Raw genomic sequence first — 16,915 nt, 5'->3', positions numbered from 1 at the left:
CTATTACTATAACAACAAAAGAATTCAATCCAAAACAAAATGGATGCCTCCTGTTGTATACAGAGAAACATCCATGTGTTAAACTCAATTCAAATTAACGTATGTCCAGAATATTGGGTACATATCACTTTCGGTGCTTTTATTTTTGTTTTAATTGTCTATAATAATTATATGATTGTTTCAAATAATTTTACGATAAGAAAATTAAATGAATCGGATATCGATTTAATCTATACTTTATGTCAATCCAATCCAGATTATTACTTATATTTAAATGAAATCCTGACAAAAGAAATGATCCTGGATGATTTACATTGTGTACCAAAGGGCTTTAGTAAAGAAAATAAGTATTTTGTGGGTTATTTTATGAGAATGAATTGATTAAGGTTTTAGATTATCTGATAGAATATCCAAATTCAAATACTCTATTTATTGGATTGTTTATGGTGGATTCTTCTTTTCAAAGAAAGGGAATGGGACGATTCATAATAAAAGAATTTATTCAATATTATGCTTCTTATTCCATTAAACTAGCCTGGTTAACCAATAATATTCCAGCTGAAAAATTCTGGACAAATTTAGGTTTTAAGCCTGTTAAACAAACAAAAAGCCAAGATGGAAAGGAAGTCATCTTAGCTTGTTTTAATTAAACTGAAAATAAATCACATTGTATTCTTCAACATTGGCAAAGCTGGCAGGAATAAAACTAAGATTCATTTCCATTAACCAGTTGCTGTAAATTGAAGAAATGTCAGATAAAACTTCTAAATAAGTTTCTTTATTTTCAAATTGAATCACACATTCTTTATTCTGATTTAAATACGTTTGCGAAAGAAGGGCATTTATTTTTGTCTGATAATCCTGATGATTATATACATAATGATCTGTATATATATAATAATTGTATTTTGTTCCTTTTGTTTCGGGTACATTGAATAAAGATGATTGAAGCTGGTAATCTTTACGAATAAAATCATCGGTCACATTAAAATATAAATACATTTTATATCCATTGTTTTCTTTTCGATTTGTATCTGCTGTTAGATCCAGACTATAATATTCATCCTCCAGCTTAAGAATATTCCAGGCATGGCCACTTTCTTTTTCTTTTGAATATCCACCTACGGTAATACAATCCATTCCAGCTTCTTTTAATATCCATTGCATTGTTCTGGAAAAACCTAAACAAGCCGCTTCCTGTTCAATCAGTACTCCATAAGGACTGGAATAATGAATTGTATTTTCATTGTAGCTGCATGTATCCACTATATAATCGTATACATATAATTCTTTATCAAAATCATTCAAAGACTGAATTTCATTTAATAGATTTTGAATTTTATCTTGAATAACAGGATAAGAAAGATTGTATTGTTCTTCATTCATTAAATAAGTAATATCCATACTCACCAATTCATCTTTACTTAAGATCCAGTTAAAAGTAACATTGGTCGATCCATTGGTTGTGAACTGATAAATTTCTGGACAATCGTACTGAATCAGTTCCAATAATTCCAAAGGACGTTGCTGTGAATCAAATGTTAAGTTAATATCAATCTTTTCCTTAAAATTCATCAGACCTTCATAAGCTATGATCACAAAGGCTAAATCTTTATCTTTTAATTGACTTAAATAATAACGATCTTCAAAATCTGGAATTGGATTATCGGATACAATTTTGGCAATCATTTTTTCTTCTTTTATATTTGAAAAGAAAGAAGAAAAACCAGATAAGATGGAGCATCCCGATAAAGAAAGGGAAAGAATAGATATTAAGATTATTTTTATTATTTTTCTCATAAAATTATTCTATATAAAAAAAGAGGAATTATCAATTGATAATTCCTAATCCATATTGGTATATTCCATTAAATATTCATCCACTTCTCGAGCACATTCCTTACCTTCATGAATAGCCCATACCACTAAAGACTGACCACGATGAATATCACCAGCTGTAAATATTTTTTCATTTTCTGTCTGATAATGATTTTTAGCAGTTAAAACAGTATTACGAGGAGAAGTTTTTAAATCAAAACTATCTTTTACATAATTTTCCACTCCTGTAAAACCAGCAGCAATCAATAAAAGATCACAAGGTAAGACTTTTTCACTTCCTTCAACTGGTGTCAGTTTCCCATTCTGGAAAGTGATCTTTGTGGTTTTTACAGCGGTAATGTTTCCTTTTTCATCCGAAAGAACTTCACTGACAGTTGTATTATAGACACGTGGATCTTTTCCAAATAGAGAAATAGCCTCTTGTTGTCCATAATCCGTCTTTAAGACATTTGGCCATTCGGGCCAAGGATTGTTAGCTTGGCGTTTTAATGGAGGACAAGGCATCATTTCAATTTGGACAACACTCTTTGCTTTCTGTCTTAAGCTGGTTCCAACACAGTCATTTCCTGTATCTCCACCACCAATGATTACTACATTTTTATCTTTTGCGGATATATATGGGGTATGATCCAATTGGTTTTTTGTGGACTGTGTTAAATAATCGACGGCAAAATAAATTCCATTGGTTTCTCTGTTTTTCACATTGATATCTCTAGCCTGTTTCGAACCACAACATAAAACAATGGCATCGTACTGTTTTTCCAGTTCTTCTTTTGAAATATCCACTCCAGCATTGACATTCAATTTAAATTCAATGCCTTCTTCCATTAAAAGATCAATACGTCTTTGGATATACTGTTTTTCCAGTTTCATATTTGGAATTCCATACATTAATAAACCACCGGCACGATTTTCTCTTTCATATACCGTTACATTGTGACCTCTTTTATTTAGTATATAGGCAACTGCTAATCCAGAAGGACCGCTTCCAATGACAGCCACTTTCTTATCCGAACGGATTTCAGGTGGCTGAGGTTTCATCCATCCATTCTGATAAGCCGTTTCGATAATAAAATATTCATTATCATGAATGGTAACCGGATCATCATAAATTCCGTTGATACAGGCTTTTTCACATAAAGCTGGACAGACCCTGGAAGTAAATTCCGGGAATGGATTGGTCTTTAATAAACGTGATAAAGCGTGCTGATAATTTCCATTATAGATTTCATCGTTCCATTCTGGAATCAGATTATGTAAAGGACATCCAGTTACTTTTCCTTTTAATTCAATTGCACTTTGGCAGAAGGGAACGCCACAATTCATGCAGCGTGCCGCTTGTTTCTGTCTTTGTTGTTCATCTAAATACTGATGAAATTCATTATAGTTTTTTAATCGAACTTCTGGGCTTAGACAAGCATTTTCTTTTCGATCAAATTCTAAAAATCCAGTAGGCTTTCCCATAAATGTATCCCTCCTAATTAAATGCACTTTCAAATGCCATTAATTCGGCTTCATCTGTATGGAAGCCCTTATCTTCAAGTTCTTTGATTGCATCTTTAATTTTACGATAATCATTTGGAATGATTTTCTTGAAATTTGATAACTGATTTGAAAAATCATCTAATATCTTTTTAGCAACCATAGAACCTGTGCATTGGTAATGTTCCTGTAATAGATTATAAAGTGTTTCCTGATCGGTTTTACCTGTTGCTTCTTCAATGGAAACCATTTCTTTATTGATTCGTTTGTATAAATCATGGTCTTCATCCAGTACATAAGCGATACCGCCGCTCATACCTGCCGCAAAGTTTTTACCTGTTTTTCCTAAGATGACAGCTAATCCTCCTGTCATATATTCTAAACCATGGTCTCCACAACCTTCTACAACGGCTATGGCTCCGGAATTACGTACGCAGAAACGTTCCCCTGCAATACCTCGAATAAAGGCTTTTCCACTTGTAGCACCATATAAGGCAACGTTACCAATGATTACATTTTCTTCTGCTTTAAATGGTGAATTGACAGGTGGGGCAATGATCAGTTTACCACCCGATAATCCTTTACCAAAATAGTCATTGGCATCTCCTTTAACATCCAGAGTCAATCCACTTGGAATAAAGGAACCAAATGACTGTCCAGCTCCACCATTGCAGTGAACAATAAAAGTATCTTCTTTTACATCTGTACCACATTGTTTTGTGATTTCCGATCCTAAAATTGTACCCACTGTACGATCAGTAGAAGAAATATTGATGGATTCTTCATGTTTCTTCTGCTTTTTAAAGTAAGGCTGGAATTTTGGCAGCAATGTTGATAAATCAATTGTATTTTCCAGTTTGAAATTATATTCATTTTCACTGATATGGTGAATGTTGTTTCCATCATTTAAAATATAAGATAGATCAATTTCTTTTTCTCTTGGAGTCTGGTTTTCTCTAATCTGAAGACAATCCGATCTTCCCACCATTTCATCAATGGAATGGAATCCTAGTTCAGCCATGATTTCTCTTAATTCCTGTGCAATGAACAACATAAAGTTCATCACGTATTCTGGTTTTCCTTTAAAACGTTTTCGTAATTTTTCATTTTGTGTGGCAACACCAAATGGACAAGTATCCAGATTACATACACGCATCATCGCACATCCCATAGTAATCAGTGGGGCAGTGGCAAAACCGAATTCTTCAGCTCCTAACATACAGGCAATGGCTACATCTCTTCCGGACATCAGCTTTCCATCGGTTTCAATGATGACATGAGAACGAAGTCCATTGTCAATTAATGTTTTATGGGCTTCTGCCAGTCCTAATTCCCATGGAAGACCTGCATGATGAATGGAACTTTGAGGAGCAGCCCCTGTACCTCCATCGTATCCGGAAATCAATACAACAGTAGCTCCAGCTTTGGCAACACCGGCTGCAATGGTACCAACACCAGCTTCCGATACCAGTTTTACAGAAATTCGTGCATCACGATTGGCATTTTTTAAATCGTAGATCAATTGTGCCAAATCTTCGATGGAATAAATATCATGATGTGGTGGAGGGGAAATCAGAGATACCCCTGGTGTACTATAACGTGTCTTGGCAATCCATGGATATACTTTTCTTCCTGGTAAATGTCCACCTTCTCCAGGTTTTGCCCCCTGGGCCATTTTAATCTGGATTTCTTTAGCACTGACCAGATATTCACTTGTGACTCCAAATCGACCGGAAGCTACCTGTTTAATGGCACTGTTCTTTTCGGTACCTAAACGATCTTTCTTTTCTCCACCTTCACCAGAATTGGATTTTCCATGAAGACGATTCATCGCAATGGCCATACAAGTATGAGCTTCTTCAGAAATGGAACCATAAGACATGGCACCAGTTTTAAAACGTTTCACAATTTCACTGACTGGTTCCACTTCTTCGATTGGAATTGATTGATTTATGTGTTTAAAAGACAATTGAGAACGAATGGTATGTGGTCGTTCAATGTCATTGACCATACTTGTGTATTCTTTAAATAAAGCATAATCGTTTGTTTGTGTGGCTCTTTGAAGCGTTACAATTGTTTTTGGATTGTATAAATGATCTTCTTTTCCATTACCACTTCTTAATTTATGGAATCCAGTACTATCTAAAGACGTATCACATCCCAGTCCTAATGGATCAAAGGCTTTATCGTGATGGAATAAAATATCTTCCTCAATTTCTTTTAATCCAATTCCACCAATTCTGGATACTGTATTGGTGAAATAATCATCAATAACTTCTTTACTGATACCAATGGCTTCAAAAATCTGAGCATCCTGATAACTTTGTAAAGTAGAAATCCCCATTTTTGCTGCAATTTTTACAATACCATGTAAAATGGCTTCATTATAATCTTTGATGGCAATGGATGGTTCCTTGTCCAGCATATCCATCTGGATCATTTCTTCAATGGTTTCATGCGCTAAATATGGATATACCGCATTGGCACCAAATCCTAATAAAGTTGCGAACTGGTGAACGTCTCTAGGTTCTCCACTTTCTACGATTAAAGTAACCGCTGTTTTCTTTTTTGTACGAATCAGATGCTGAGAAATGGCACTAACTGCTAATAAACTCGGGACGGCTACATGGCTTTCATCAATTCCTTTATCGCTTAAAATTAAAATATTGGCACCATCTCTATACGCTCGATCCACACTGACAAATAAGTTATGAATCGCATCTTTTAAAGGCATTCCACGATAGAATAATAAAGAGATGGTTTCGTTTTTAAATCCTTTTTTATGTAAAGAACGAATTTTCTGCATATCTCGTTCTGTTAAAATTGGATTGTTGACTTCCAGAACGGTACAGTTCGAACCTTTTTCTTCCAGTAAATTTCCATCAGAACCTAAATAAATTGTCGTATCGGTAATAATCTGTTCACGTAAGGAATCAATTGGAGGATTGGTTACCTGAGCAAACAGTTGTTTAAAATAATGGAACAGGGAAGGATGGTTTTTTGATAATACCGCAATTGGAATATCCACACCCATGGCTGCAGTTGGTTCCACACCATTTTTAGCTGTAGGTAAAATGGTATTTTTACATTCTTCATATGTGTATCCAAATACTTTATACAATTTGTCTCGCTCTTGTTGAGTATGCATTGTTGGTTTTTTATCTGGAGCTGGTAAATTTTTTAGATGGACTAAATTGGTATCCAGCCATTCTCCATAAGGATTCTGATGAGCATAGTGTTCTTTTAATTCTTCATCATCTATTAAACGTTTTTGTACGGTATCCACCAAAAGCATTTTTCCAGGACGTAATCGATCTTTTTTAATGATATTTTCCGGATCGATATCTAATACACCCACTTCACTGGATAAAATCAGCATATTGTCTTTTGTGATATAGTAACGAGATGGACGCAATCCATTACGGTCTAATATGGCACCGACAACATCACCATCTGAGAAAATGATGGCAGCTGGTCCATCCCATGGTTCTAACATCGTTGCGTAATAATGATAGAAATCTTTTTTGGTTTGTGACATATCAGTATGTTTCCAAGGTTCAGGAATGGTAATCATAACTGCCTGAGCCAGATCCATTCCATTCATTACCATAAATTCTAAAGAATTATCCAGCATGGCACTATCGGATCCATTGGCATTGATAACCGGAAGGATCTTTGTGTATTCTTTGGATAAGAATTGAGAATCCATACTTTCTTCACGTGCCAGCATACGATTGGCATTTCCACGAATTGTATTGATTTCACCATTATGGGCAATCATACGGTTTGGATGCGCTCTTTGCCAGGATGGTGTTGTATTGGTTGAGAAACGGGAATGGACAATAGCTATAGCCGACTGATAATCTTTATCCTGTAAATCGTCATAAAATTCTCTTAACTGATTGACCAGAAACATTCCTTTATAAACAATGGTCTTGCTGGAAAGGGAAGCTACATAGGTATCCGGACAGCTTTTTTCAAATTCACGACGAATGACATACAGTTGTCTTTCAAAATCCAGCTGTGAGAGTTCTTTTTCTTTTTTTATAAAAGCCTGCATGATATAAGGCATGCAATCTCTGGCCCCTTTTCCTAAAATATCTGGATGACAGGGAACCACTCTCCATCCTAAAAATTTTGCTCCTTCTTTTTGAGTAATGGTTTCAAATAATTTTTTTGCCTGATTTCTTTTTAAAGACTGCTGGTTAAAGAAAAACATTCCGACACCATATTCTCTTTTTCCATCTATTTTAATATTTTCTTTTTTACATACTTTTGAAAAGAAACGATGAGAAATCTGTAATAAGATTCCAACACCATCTCCAACTTCACCTGTAGCATCTTTTCCGGCACGATGTTCTAGTTTTTCAACGATATGAAGTGCCTGATCAACCACTTCATAGGATGGTTTTCCATCAATTTGAACAACTGTACCAATCCCACATGCATCATGTTCCATTTGTGTAAAATCGTTCATATTCATTCCTTCTTTCTATTTTCCGCTGTCTCCATAATTGGATAAGTATCGTGCGGAAGGATCGTTTACGTCGCATCCACTCCATTCTTTGTTTGGCATCCAGAAATCTACAATCATCTGGGATTGATTTGGATAATAGGATTCGAATATTTCTCTATACAATAAAGACTCTTTTGTGAATGGAGCGGCATGGGTATATTTTTTACATTTTTCTTCAAATTCATGATCGCTATAATAATTATTGGCATATTCTTTAATATCATCGACTAAAGAATGACCCACTGCATCGGAAAAAGCTGCTTTTTCACGCATCAGAATACTTTCTGGTAAAATTTTGTCCGATTCAAATGCATGACGTAATAAATATTTTCCTTTATTATATGTATTCATCTTCATTTCTGGATCAATGGACATGACATATTCCACAAAATCCAGATCTCCAAAAGGAACACGGGCTTCCAGTGAATTCGTGCTGATGCATCGATCGGCTCTTAATACATCATACATATGTAGTTCTCGAATACGTTTTTCACTTTCTTTCTGGAAGGAAAGGGCATCGGGTGCAAAATCGGTATATTTATAACCAAACAGTTCATCTGAAATTTCTCCTGTCAATAAAACACGTATATCACTTTGTTCATGAATGGCTTTACAGAGCAGATACATACCAATGGAAGCACGAATGGTTGTGATATCATAAGTTGCTAAAGCTTTTATAACGGGTTTAATGGCCTGAATGACATCGTTTTTATCAATAATAATTTCATGATGATGGCTGCCAATATAATCGGCTGCCTGTTTGGCATATTTTAAATCGATGGCATCTACATCCATACCAATCGCAAATGTCTCAATCGGTTTATTTAAAAGATTTTGAGCTATCGCACAAACTAAAGAGGAGTCCAGACCGCCACTTAATAAAAATCCTACCGGACTATCGGCATCCAGTCTTTTGTCCACTCCTTTAATCAGTAAATCATGGATATTTTTACAAACAGTCTCTAAATCATCCTGAATGATTTCTTTGGTTTGTGTCATATCTCGATAACAGATAAATTCACCCTTGTAATAGTAATGTCCACAAGGGAAAGGGTAGATTGTTTTTACTAAACCAACAATATTTTTTGGTTCAGAGGCAAATACAATCTGATTGTTTGAATCGTATCCATAATATAAAGGTCGAATTCCAATGGGATCTCTAGCTGCAATCAGAGAATCACTTTTTGAATCATAAAGAATACATGCATATTCGGCATCCAGTTCTTTAAACATTTCTAAACCTTTTTCTTCAAACAATGGAAGTAAAATTTCACAGTCGCTATCGCTTTTAAATGTATAACCCTTTTGAATTAAATCTTCTTTTATTTTACGAAATCCATAAATTTCTCCATTACAGACCAATTTATTGCCATTGTGTTCAAATGGCTGCATTCCTTCATCCGTTAAACCCATAATGGATAATCTTTGAAACCCTAATGTTACATCCTTAAATTGAATGATTTTTTGTGCATCCGGACCTCTGGACTTCGTTTCTTGAAACCCTTTTTCAAATTGTTGTAAGGAAATTAATTTTCCCTGATATCCCATAATTGTACACATAATTATATCCTTCCTAGTCGATAAAGCCGGCAGAGAATTCTGCCGGTCTATCTATTTTTTACATCACACCAAATAATAATTTTCCATAAGTAGGGAATGGCCAGTCTTTTTCATCCACAATAACTTCTAATTCATCACATGGTTTTCTTAATGCAGCCATTTTACTTAATAAATCATCACGTACAAAGTTCGCTTTCTTTTCAAAATCAGATAATGCATTCATCTGATCAATACTTTCAGATAAAACATTGACTGCTTCATAAGCTTCTTTTAATAATTCAGATGTCTGTTTTAATACAGCCGTTTCATAAGTTGTATCCATTGATTCACATACAGCTTTCTTAGAAAGAATTGTATCGGCTAAAGATTTAGAATAACTTGTGACGGCAGGTAAGATTTCTTTTTTAGCCATATCTAACATTGTTAAGGCTTCAATGTTGATGATTTTTACATATTCTTCAATTAATACTTCATAACGAGATTCGATTTCTTCTTTTGAATATACATGCTGCTTTTCAAATAATTTAACATTTTCTTCTTTAACAAAGTAAGGAAGAGCATCTGGAGTTGTTTTTAAATTTAACAATCCACGTTTTTGCGCTTCTTCAATCCAAGAATCATCATATCCATTACCATTGAAGATAATACGTTTATGAGATTTGATCGTATCCTGAATCAATGCATTTAATGCACTTTCAAAATCAGGAGCTGCTTCTAATACATCCGCAAATTTTTCCAGTTCATCGGCAACAACTGTATTTAAAACGATATTGCATCCAGCAATGGATGAGCTGGATCCTGGCATACGGAATTCAAATTTATTTCCGGTAAAGGCAAATGGACTTGTACGGTTACGGTCTGTAGAATCTTTCTTGAATTTAGGAAGAACATCCGCTCCGATACGCATATATTCTTTTTCTTTTCCGTTGTATCCTGTACCATTTTCAATGGCTTCTAATACTTCTGTTAATTCATCACCTAAGAAAATGGAAATGATAGCTGGTGGAGCTTCATTGGCTCCTAAACGATGATCGTTTCCGGCTGTTGCTACAGACAATCTTAATAAATCCTGATGTTCGTCAACGGCTTTGATGACCGCACATAAGAACAATAAGAATTGTGCATTTTCGTAAGGTGTTTCACCTGGTTCCAATAAGTTTAATCCCGTATTTGTGGATAAGGACCAGTTGTTGTGTTTACCAGAACCATTAACTCCATCAAATGGTTTTTCATGTAATAAACAAACCAATCCATGACGTTTGGCGATTCGCTGCATCAGTTCCATTGTCAGCTGGTTATGATCGGTTGCGATATTTGTAGTAGAGAACACAGGAGCTAACTCATGTTGAGCAGGAGCTACTTCGTTATGTTCAGTTTTGGCATTAATACCCAGTTTCCATAATTCAACATTCAATTCATCCATGAAGTTTTGAACACGAGTTTTAATGGTGCCAAAGTAATGGTCTTCCATTTCCTGTCCTTTTGGAGAATTGGCTCCAAATAATGTACGACCTGTATAAATTAAGTCTTTACGCTGTTCATAATATTTCTGATCCACCAGGAAATACTCCTGTTCAGGTCCTACGGTAGTTTTAACCGAAATGACTTCATCGTGTCCAAATAATTTTAAGATACGTAAAGCCTGTTTATTAATGGCTTCCATAGATCTTAATAAAGGAGTTTTCTTATCCAGTGCATGTCCTGTATAAGAACAGAAAGCAGTTGGAATACAAAGAACTTTATTTTTGATAAATGCATAAGATGTTGGATCCCATGCAGTATAACCTCTTGCTTCAAATGTGGCTCTTAATCCTCCATTTGGGAAGGATGAAGCATCAGGTTCCCCTTTAATTAATTCTTTACCAGAAAAAGTCATTACAACGTTTCCATCCTCTGTAGGATGAATGAAACTGTCATGTTTTTCTGCAGTTACCCCAGTCATTGGCTGGAACCAGTGTGTATAATGTGTGGCTCCCTGTTCAATTGCCCATTCTTTCATCGCATGACTGACGGCATTGGCGATTTTGATATTCAAAGGTTTTCCTTCTTCAATCGTTTTCATTAATTCCTTAAATGTGTCTTTTGGTAATCTTTTTTTCATTTCTGTTTGATTAAAAACTTTTGATCCAAAGATTTCAGGTACTGATTGTGTCATATGGCTCTCCTTTTCGATAAAAAAGAGGCAATAGGGCATACTAAAAATTAGTACTAGGCCCCATTGCCTCTGTTTATGTAAACATTTTATTCTTTTTAAAGACTTTGTCAATAAAAAATGAAATATTTTTTCAAAGTATTGAAAGAAATGTAAAAAAAGAGTATAAAGATACAAAATGGAGGTAAATATGAATATTGATCAAGTATTAGAATATGTAGAAGAACAGGATGTAAAATTTATACGTTTATCCTTTTGTGATGTATTTGGTAAACAGAAAAATGTTTCGATTTTACCAGATGAACTTCCTAAAGCATTTAAAGAGGGAATCAGTATAGATGGAAGTGCCATTGATGGGTTTATGGATGAAAAAAACAGCGATCTGTTTTTGTATCCCGATCCAGATACATGCTCTATATTGCCATGGAGGTCAATGGAAGGTGCCGTTATACGAATGGAATGTCAGATCAAATATCCAGATGAAACACCTTTTGAAAGAGATTGTCGCTATATCTTGAAAAAAGCCATTCGAAAAGCAAAAGAAAAAGGAATTACATTTGTATTTGGTACCGAATTTGAATTTTATTTATTTAAACTGGATGAAAATGAAAACAATACGTATATTCCTTTGGACCAGGGTGGATATATGGATGTATCTCCAGAGGATAAAGGGGAAGATGTACGAAGAGAAATCTGTTTTACTTTATCCGATATGGGAATTCAGCCAGAAGCCAGTCATCATGAAGAAGGTCCAGGACAGAATGAAATTGATTTCCGTTATTCCACAGCCCTTCGTGCAGCAGACAATGCCCAGACTTTTAAATGGGTTGTAAAAGCCATTTCCAAAAGCAATGGTCTATATGCCGATTTTTCACCGAAACCTTTAAAACAGGAAGCGGGAAATGGATTACATATTAATATATCCATTGAAAGTGAGGACAATAAAGATTATCTGGATAATGTATTAGCTGGTTTAATGAATCACCTGGAAGAAATGACTTTATTTTTAAATCCAGATGTATCCAGTTATGAAAGAATCGGAAAGCGAAAAGCACCAAAATATATCACATGGTCTGCCTACAATCGTACTCAGGCAATACGTATACCGGCTACCAAAAGTAAAAATATCCGTTTGGAATTAAGAAGTCCAGATCCTTGCTGCAATCCATATTTAGCTTTTGCCCTGATTATTTATGCAGGACTGGATGGTATTGAAAGAAATTTAAAAGCCCCTGAAGAAGTAAATGTCAATTTATACCAGGCTAAAGATGATATTACATCTCAATTAAAGGCTATACCGGATTCCATACGAAAAGCAAGCAATATCACAAGGGAAAGCGAGTTTATAGCTGAATACATACCAGAAAAAATTATTGAAGCGTATTTAAAATAGGAGAGTTCTATGATCAATAAGAAAAAAATATTGATTGTATCCAGTGGAGAAAAACTCGTACCTGTTTTAAAAGAACTATTACCTGTAAATGAATACATTGTTAATTTATCCACAACCATTCACGATGCGAAAAAGAAATTAAGAAACGAATCGTTTTATTTTTCAATCGTTCAATGTCCAATCAAAGATGAATTTGGTGTAAAATCGTCACAGGAAATTGCAAATACATTTGATATTGGCGTTTTATTACTTGTAAAAAATGATATTTTTGATCAGGTTACGTATCGATTAAAAGAAGATCCCATTCTTGTTTTATCTATGCCAACCAATCGTCAGGTGTTATATCAGGGAATCTGTTTAATGAATACATTAATGTTTCAGAAACAGAAAATGGAAAATGAAATTCGTAAATTAAGAAAGAAAATTCAAGATCAGCAAAAAATCAACCAGGCGAAACTGCTTTTAATTGAACAGTATCATTATAGTGAAGAAAAAGCTCATCATTATATTGAAAAAGTCGCAATGGATCATTCCATCACAAAAGTAGAAGTAGCCATGAGTCTGATAGAGAAGGTGAAAAAAAATGAATAAGACAAACGCGATGCGTATTTTGGATCAGCATTCCATCCCTTATATGGTTCATGAATATCCTCATAAGAATGAAGCAGTGGATGGAATTCATGTAGCTTCCTTATTAAATCAGAATGTAGAACAGGTTTATAAAACACTGGTATTAATATCCAATACCAGACAATATTTTGTATTTATGATTCCGGTTCATCTTCAACTGGATCTGAAAAAATGTGCTAAGATTGCCCAGGTAAAATCTGTTGATATGATTCCTGTAAAAGAAATCAATAAAATAACTGGATATGTAAGAGGAGGATGTTCTCCTTTAGGAATGAAGAAAGAATATCCGATATTTATTTATGAAGAATGTGTATTATATGATACCATTTGTTTTAGTGGAGGAAAAATCGGTCTTCAAATAGAAATGAATCCAATGGATCTGATTGAATTAAGACATATAAAGTGTGTAGACTGTGTAAAAGCATAATAAATATTATGCTTTTTTTTTAACTTGTATTATAATAAAAGTCCTTTAGAAAGGATTTTATGAAAAAAAGATATTTAATTATTTTAAGTTTATTCCTTATCATCTCCTGTTTATATACAACCAGAGATTCCATTCCTGTATTAGGTTATCACAATATCGTTAAGGATGAAGAAAAAGAAAAAATCAGTGATCGGTATACTTTATCGCAAAGCCAGTTTATGGAACAGATGCAGTATTTATATGATCATCAGTATCAGACTTTAACTTTAGATGAGTTTTATGAATGTTACACAACGAATAAACAGTTTCCCAAAAAAAGCATTGTCTTAACGTTTGATGATGGATATGCTTCTATCAATACCATTGTTAAACCGATTTTAAAACAATTTAATTTTCAGGCTTCCTGTTTTGTGATTGGAAAACATTGTATAGATGATAAAGAACAGTTTGTGAAATTAAAAGATATGATCAATGATGAAACCATTTCTTTTTATTCACATTCTTATAATTTACATCGCTTTTGTCAGTATCAGAAAATTATAGAAACTTTATCTTTTGAACAAATTGAAAAAGATTTTGATAAAAATAAAGTGGATCATACATATTTTGCCTATCCTTATGGAAAAAGTGTAAAAGATATAGAATCTATTTTTGAAAGGAAGCAGGTAAAAATGGCTTTTAGCTACAACCAGTTTCATAATGCATCTAAATGGGATGATATCTATCATATTCCACGTTATGCCATTATTGATTTTATGCCTATGTTTTACTTTCAATGGATAATAAAATAGTACGCAGAAGCGTACTATTCAACGGATTTAAATAAAATTTCATTGTAGTCTGGTATAGGCCAGTCATCTTTTGAAACATTTTTTTCAATGCTGTCTGTTAATTTTCGAATGGCATCCATTAAAGGAAGCATTTCATTGGCCGCAAAGAAAGCAGCTTCTTTTTCATTTCCAAAACCTTTATCGATCATTGTTTCCAGTTTATCTACATGATTGCTGACCAGTTCCAGTGGCTTATCAATGTTTTTTAACATTTTTTCTTCCATAGGAGAAGAGATGCCACTGTTTTTCTTTGTCTGAATAATGGTTGCTAATTTAGCTTCATAATTGAAAACAGAAGGTAATATCTGTTTTCTTAACATATAGATCATAGTTTTAGCTTCGATTTGAATAACCTGGTAATAATTTGTCAATAAAATATTTTCACGAGCATGAAGTTCGGAAGTGTTATATACTTTATGTTTTTCAAATAAAGCAATGTTTTTAGGATCGGTATAGTGAATTAAAGCATCCGGTGTTGTTTTTAATTCCAGTAAACCTCTTCTTTTTGCTTCTTCTTTCCATCCCTGTGAATATCCATTTCCAGAGAAGATTATGCGTTTATGATTGTGAATCGTTCTTCGAATGATATGCATGATGCAGGCATTCATATCTTTTGGATTCTTAGCTTCGATTTCATCGGCAAACTGAGAAAGTTCTTCTGCTACAATGGTATTTAAAATTGTATTTGGACAGGAAATATTTAAAGAAGATCCCAGCATTCTGAATTCAAATTTATTTCCCGTAAACGCAAAAGGACTGGTACGATTTCGATCGGTTGTATCTTTGGCAATAGGTGGTAAAGCATCCACACCTAAAATTAGTTCACGATCGATATTGTCGGTATATTCTTCATGATTTTCAATGGAATCCAGAATAGCCGTTAATTCATCTCCCAGATAAATGGAAATGATAGCTGGCGGTGCTTCATTGGCACCCAGTCGATGATCGTTTCCTGCACTGGCTACACTGATTCTTAATAAATCCTGGTATTCATCAACGGCTTTGATAATAGCCGCTAAGGTGATTAAAAAACGCACATTGTCTTTTGGATTTTTACCTGGTTCCAGAACATTTTCTCCATCATTTGTGGAAAATGACCAGTTGTTGTGTTTACCGGAACCATTAACTCCTTCAAATGGTTTTTCATGTAATAAACAGACCAGACCATGATGTTTTGCGACTTTCTGTAAGACTTCCATTGTGATCTGATTCTGATCGTTGGCACTGTTTGTGGAAGAATAAACAGGAGCCAGCTCAAATTGACAAGGTGCCACTTCTTTATGTTCGGTCTTGGCAAATACTCCCAGTTTCCAGAGTTCTTCATCCACTTCTTCCATAAATGCTTTTACTCTTTGACTGATATTTCCAAAATAATGATCATCCAGCTCCTGTCCTTTTACTGGAGAAGCTCCAAATAAAGTACGACCAGTAACCATTAAATCAAAACGCTGTTTATATAATTTTTCATCAATCAGAAAATATTCCTGTTCAGGACCAACCGTTGTATGGATTTTTGAAATATTGTATCCCATTAAACGATAAAGTCTTACAGCCTGTTTATTTAAGGCATCTAAAGAACGTAATAAAGGTGTTTTTTTATCTAATGCAGAACCATCATAGGAACAGAATAAAGTGGGTACGTATAACGTATTTTCTTTCACAAAAGCAAAAGAAGTGGGATCCCAGGCGGTATAGCCTCTGGCTTCAAAAGTAGCTCTTAAGCCACCACTTGGAAAGCTGGAAGCATCCGGTTCTCCTTTGATCAGTTCTTTTCCTCTAAAATCACTGATGACAGAATTGGGTCCAGTTGGATTGATAAAGGCATCGTGTTTTTCAGCGGTGATTCCAGTCATAGGCTGAAACCAGTGTGTGTAATGCGTTGCACCTTTATCCATTGCCCAGTCTTTCATTGCATTAGCGACGGTATCCGCAATTTCTCTAGGCAGCTCTTTTCCGTTTTCCATGACATCAATCATCTGACGATAAACGGCATGGGGTAGATATTTTTGCATGGCTGCAGGGCCAAATACATCACATCCAAAATATTCATCTACTATCTTCATATTGTTTCCTCCACGTCTATTTT

Annotated in this window: 12 protein-coding genes; 6 read left to right on the top strand and 6 right to left on the bottom strand. The window is 34.5% G+C overall.

The features are described from left to right. The first annotated feature begins 171 nt into the window (after nucleotides 1–171). Together FYJ50_RS01225 and FYJ50_RS01220 are read left to right on the top strand one after the other, a co-directional pair. Nucleotides 172–381 (top strand): hypothetical protein, encoded by a 210-nt coding sequence (locus FYJ50_RS01225; protein WP_154459218.1) that lies wholly within the window; start codon nucleotides 172–174, stop codon nucleotides 379–381. Beyond that, nucleotides 378–650 carry a GNAT family N-acetyltransferase gene (locus FYJ50_RS01220; protein ID WP_154459217.1) on the top strand — a complete coding sequence of 91 codons (273 nt, stop codon included), beginning with the start codon at nucleotides 378–380 and terminating at the stop codon, nucleotides 648–650. Before FYJ50_RS01225 ends, FYJ50_RS01220 begins: the two co-directional genes overlap by 4 nt. On the opposite strand, the gene FYJ50_RS01215 is transcribed toward FYJ50_RS01220, so the two are convergent. The 5 genes from FYJ50_RS01215 to FYJ50_RS01195 are packed head-to-tail and all read right to left on the bottom strand — an operon-like array spanning nucleotide 643 to nucleotide 11,552. Continuing rightward, the gene (locus FYJ50_RS01215) at nucleotides 643–1,800 is read right to left on the bottom strand and encodes a transglutaminase domain-containing protein (protein ID WP_154459216.1); all 1,158 of its coding nucleotides are present in this window, start codon (nucleotides 1,798–1,800) and stop codon (nucleotides 643–645) included. The two genes, FYJ50_RS01220 and FYJ50_RS01215, sit on opposite strands and share 8 nt — an antisense overlap. Before the next feature lie 45 nt (nucleotides 1,801–1,845). Then, nucleotides 1,846–3,303: a glutamate synthase subunit beta gene (locus tag FYJ50_RS01210; RefSeq protein ID WP_154459215.1), complete on the bottom strand. Its 1,458-nt coding sequence runs from the start codon at nucleotides 3,301–3,303 to the stop codon at nucleotides 1,846–1,848. Nucleotides 3,304–3,316: 13 nt separating this feature from the next. After that, the gene (gltB, locus tag FYJ50_RS01205) at nucleotides 3,317–7,798 is read right to left on the bottom strand and encodes a glutamate synthase large subunit (protein ID WP_420841787.1); all 4,482 of its coding nucleotides are present in this window, start codon (nucleotides 7,796–7,798) and stop codon (nucleotides 3,317–3,319) included. A gap of 15 nt (nucleotides 7,799–7,813) precedes the next feature. Then, nucleotides 7,814–9,397, bottom strand: a complete 1,584-nt coding sequence (asnB, locus tag FYJ50_RS01200) for an asparagine synthase B (protein ID WP_154459213.1) — start codon at nucleotides 9,395–9,397, stop codon at nucleotides 7,814–7,816. 58 nt (nucleotides 9,398–9,455) lie between these two features. Further along, the gene (locus FYJ50_RS01195) at nucleotides 9,456–11,552 is read right to left on the bottom strand and encodes a glutamine synthetase III family protein (protein ID WP_154459212.1); all 2,097 of its coding nucleotides are present in this window, start codon (nucleotides 11,550–11,552) and stop codon (nucleotides 9,456–9,458) included. Between the two features lie 187 nt (nucleotides 11,553–11,739). Between FYJ50_RS01195 and FYJ50_RS01190 the strand changes: the two genes are divergently transcribed. The 4 genes from FYJ50_RS01190 to FYJ50_RS01175 are packed head-to-tail and all read left to right on the top strand — an operon-like array spanning nucleotide 11,740 to nucleotide 14,790. Next, nucleotides 11,740–12,942, top strand: a complete 1,203-nt coding sequence (locus FYJ50_RS01190) for a glutamine synthetase family protein (RefSeq protein WP_154459211.1) — start codon at nucleotides 11,740–11,742, stop codon at nucleotides 12,940–12,942. Nucleotides 12,943–12,951: 9 nt separating this feature from the next. Further along, entirely contained in the window at nucleotides 12,952–13,533 is a 582-nt protein-coding gene (locus tag FYJ50_RS01185) for an ANTAR domain-containing response regulator (protein WP_154459210.1), read from the top strand. Next, entirely contained in the window at nucleotides 13,526–13,999 is a 474-nt protein-coding gene (gene ybaK, locus FYJ50_RS01180) for a Cys-tRNA(Pro) deacylase (RefSeq protein WP_205946364.1), read from the top strand. Before FYJ50_RS01185 ends, ybaK begins: the two co-directional genes overlap by 8 nt. 59 nt (nucleotides 14,000–14,058) lie before the next feature. Further along, nucleotides 14,059–14,790 (top strand): polysaccharide deacetylase family protein, encoded by a 732-nt coding sequence (locus FYJ50_RS01175; protein ID WP_154459209.1) that lies wholly within the window; start codon nucleotides 14,059–14,061, stop codon nucleotides 14,788–14,790. Between the two features lie 14 nt (nucleotides 14,791–14,804). Here FYJ50_RS01175 and FYJ50_RS01170 read toward each other — a convergent pair whose 3' ends face one another. Then, nucleotides 14,805–16,892 (bottom strand): glutamine synthetase III family protein, encoded by a 2,088-nt coding sequence (locus FYJ50_RS01170; RefSeq protein ID WP_154459208.1) that lies wholly within the window; start codon nucleotides 16,890–16,892, stop codon nucleotides 14,805–14,807. Nucleotides 16,893–16,915: the final 23 nt, after the last annotated feature.

It is taken from the genome of Floccifex porci, from assembly GCF_009696175.1.
GTDB lineage: Bacteria > Bacillota_I > Bacilli_A > Erysipelotrichales > Erysipelotrichaceae > Floccifex > Floccifex porci.
This window is presented reverse-complemented; position numbering and strand designations above follow the sequence as displayed.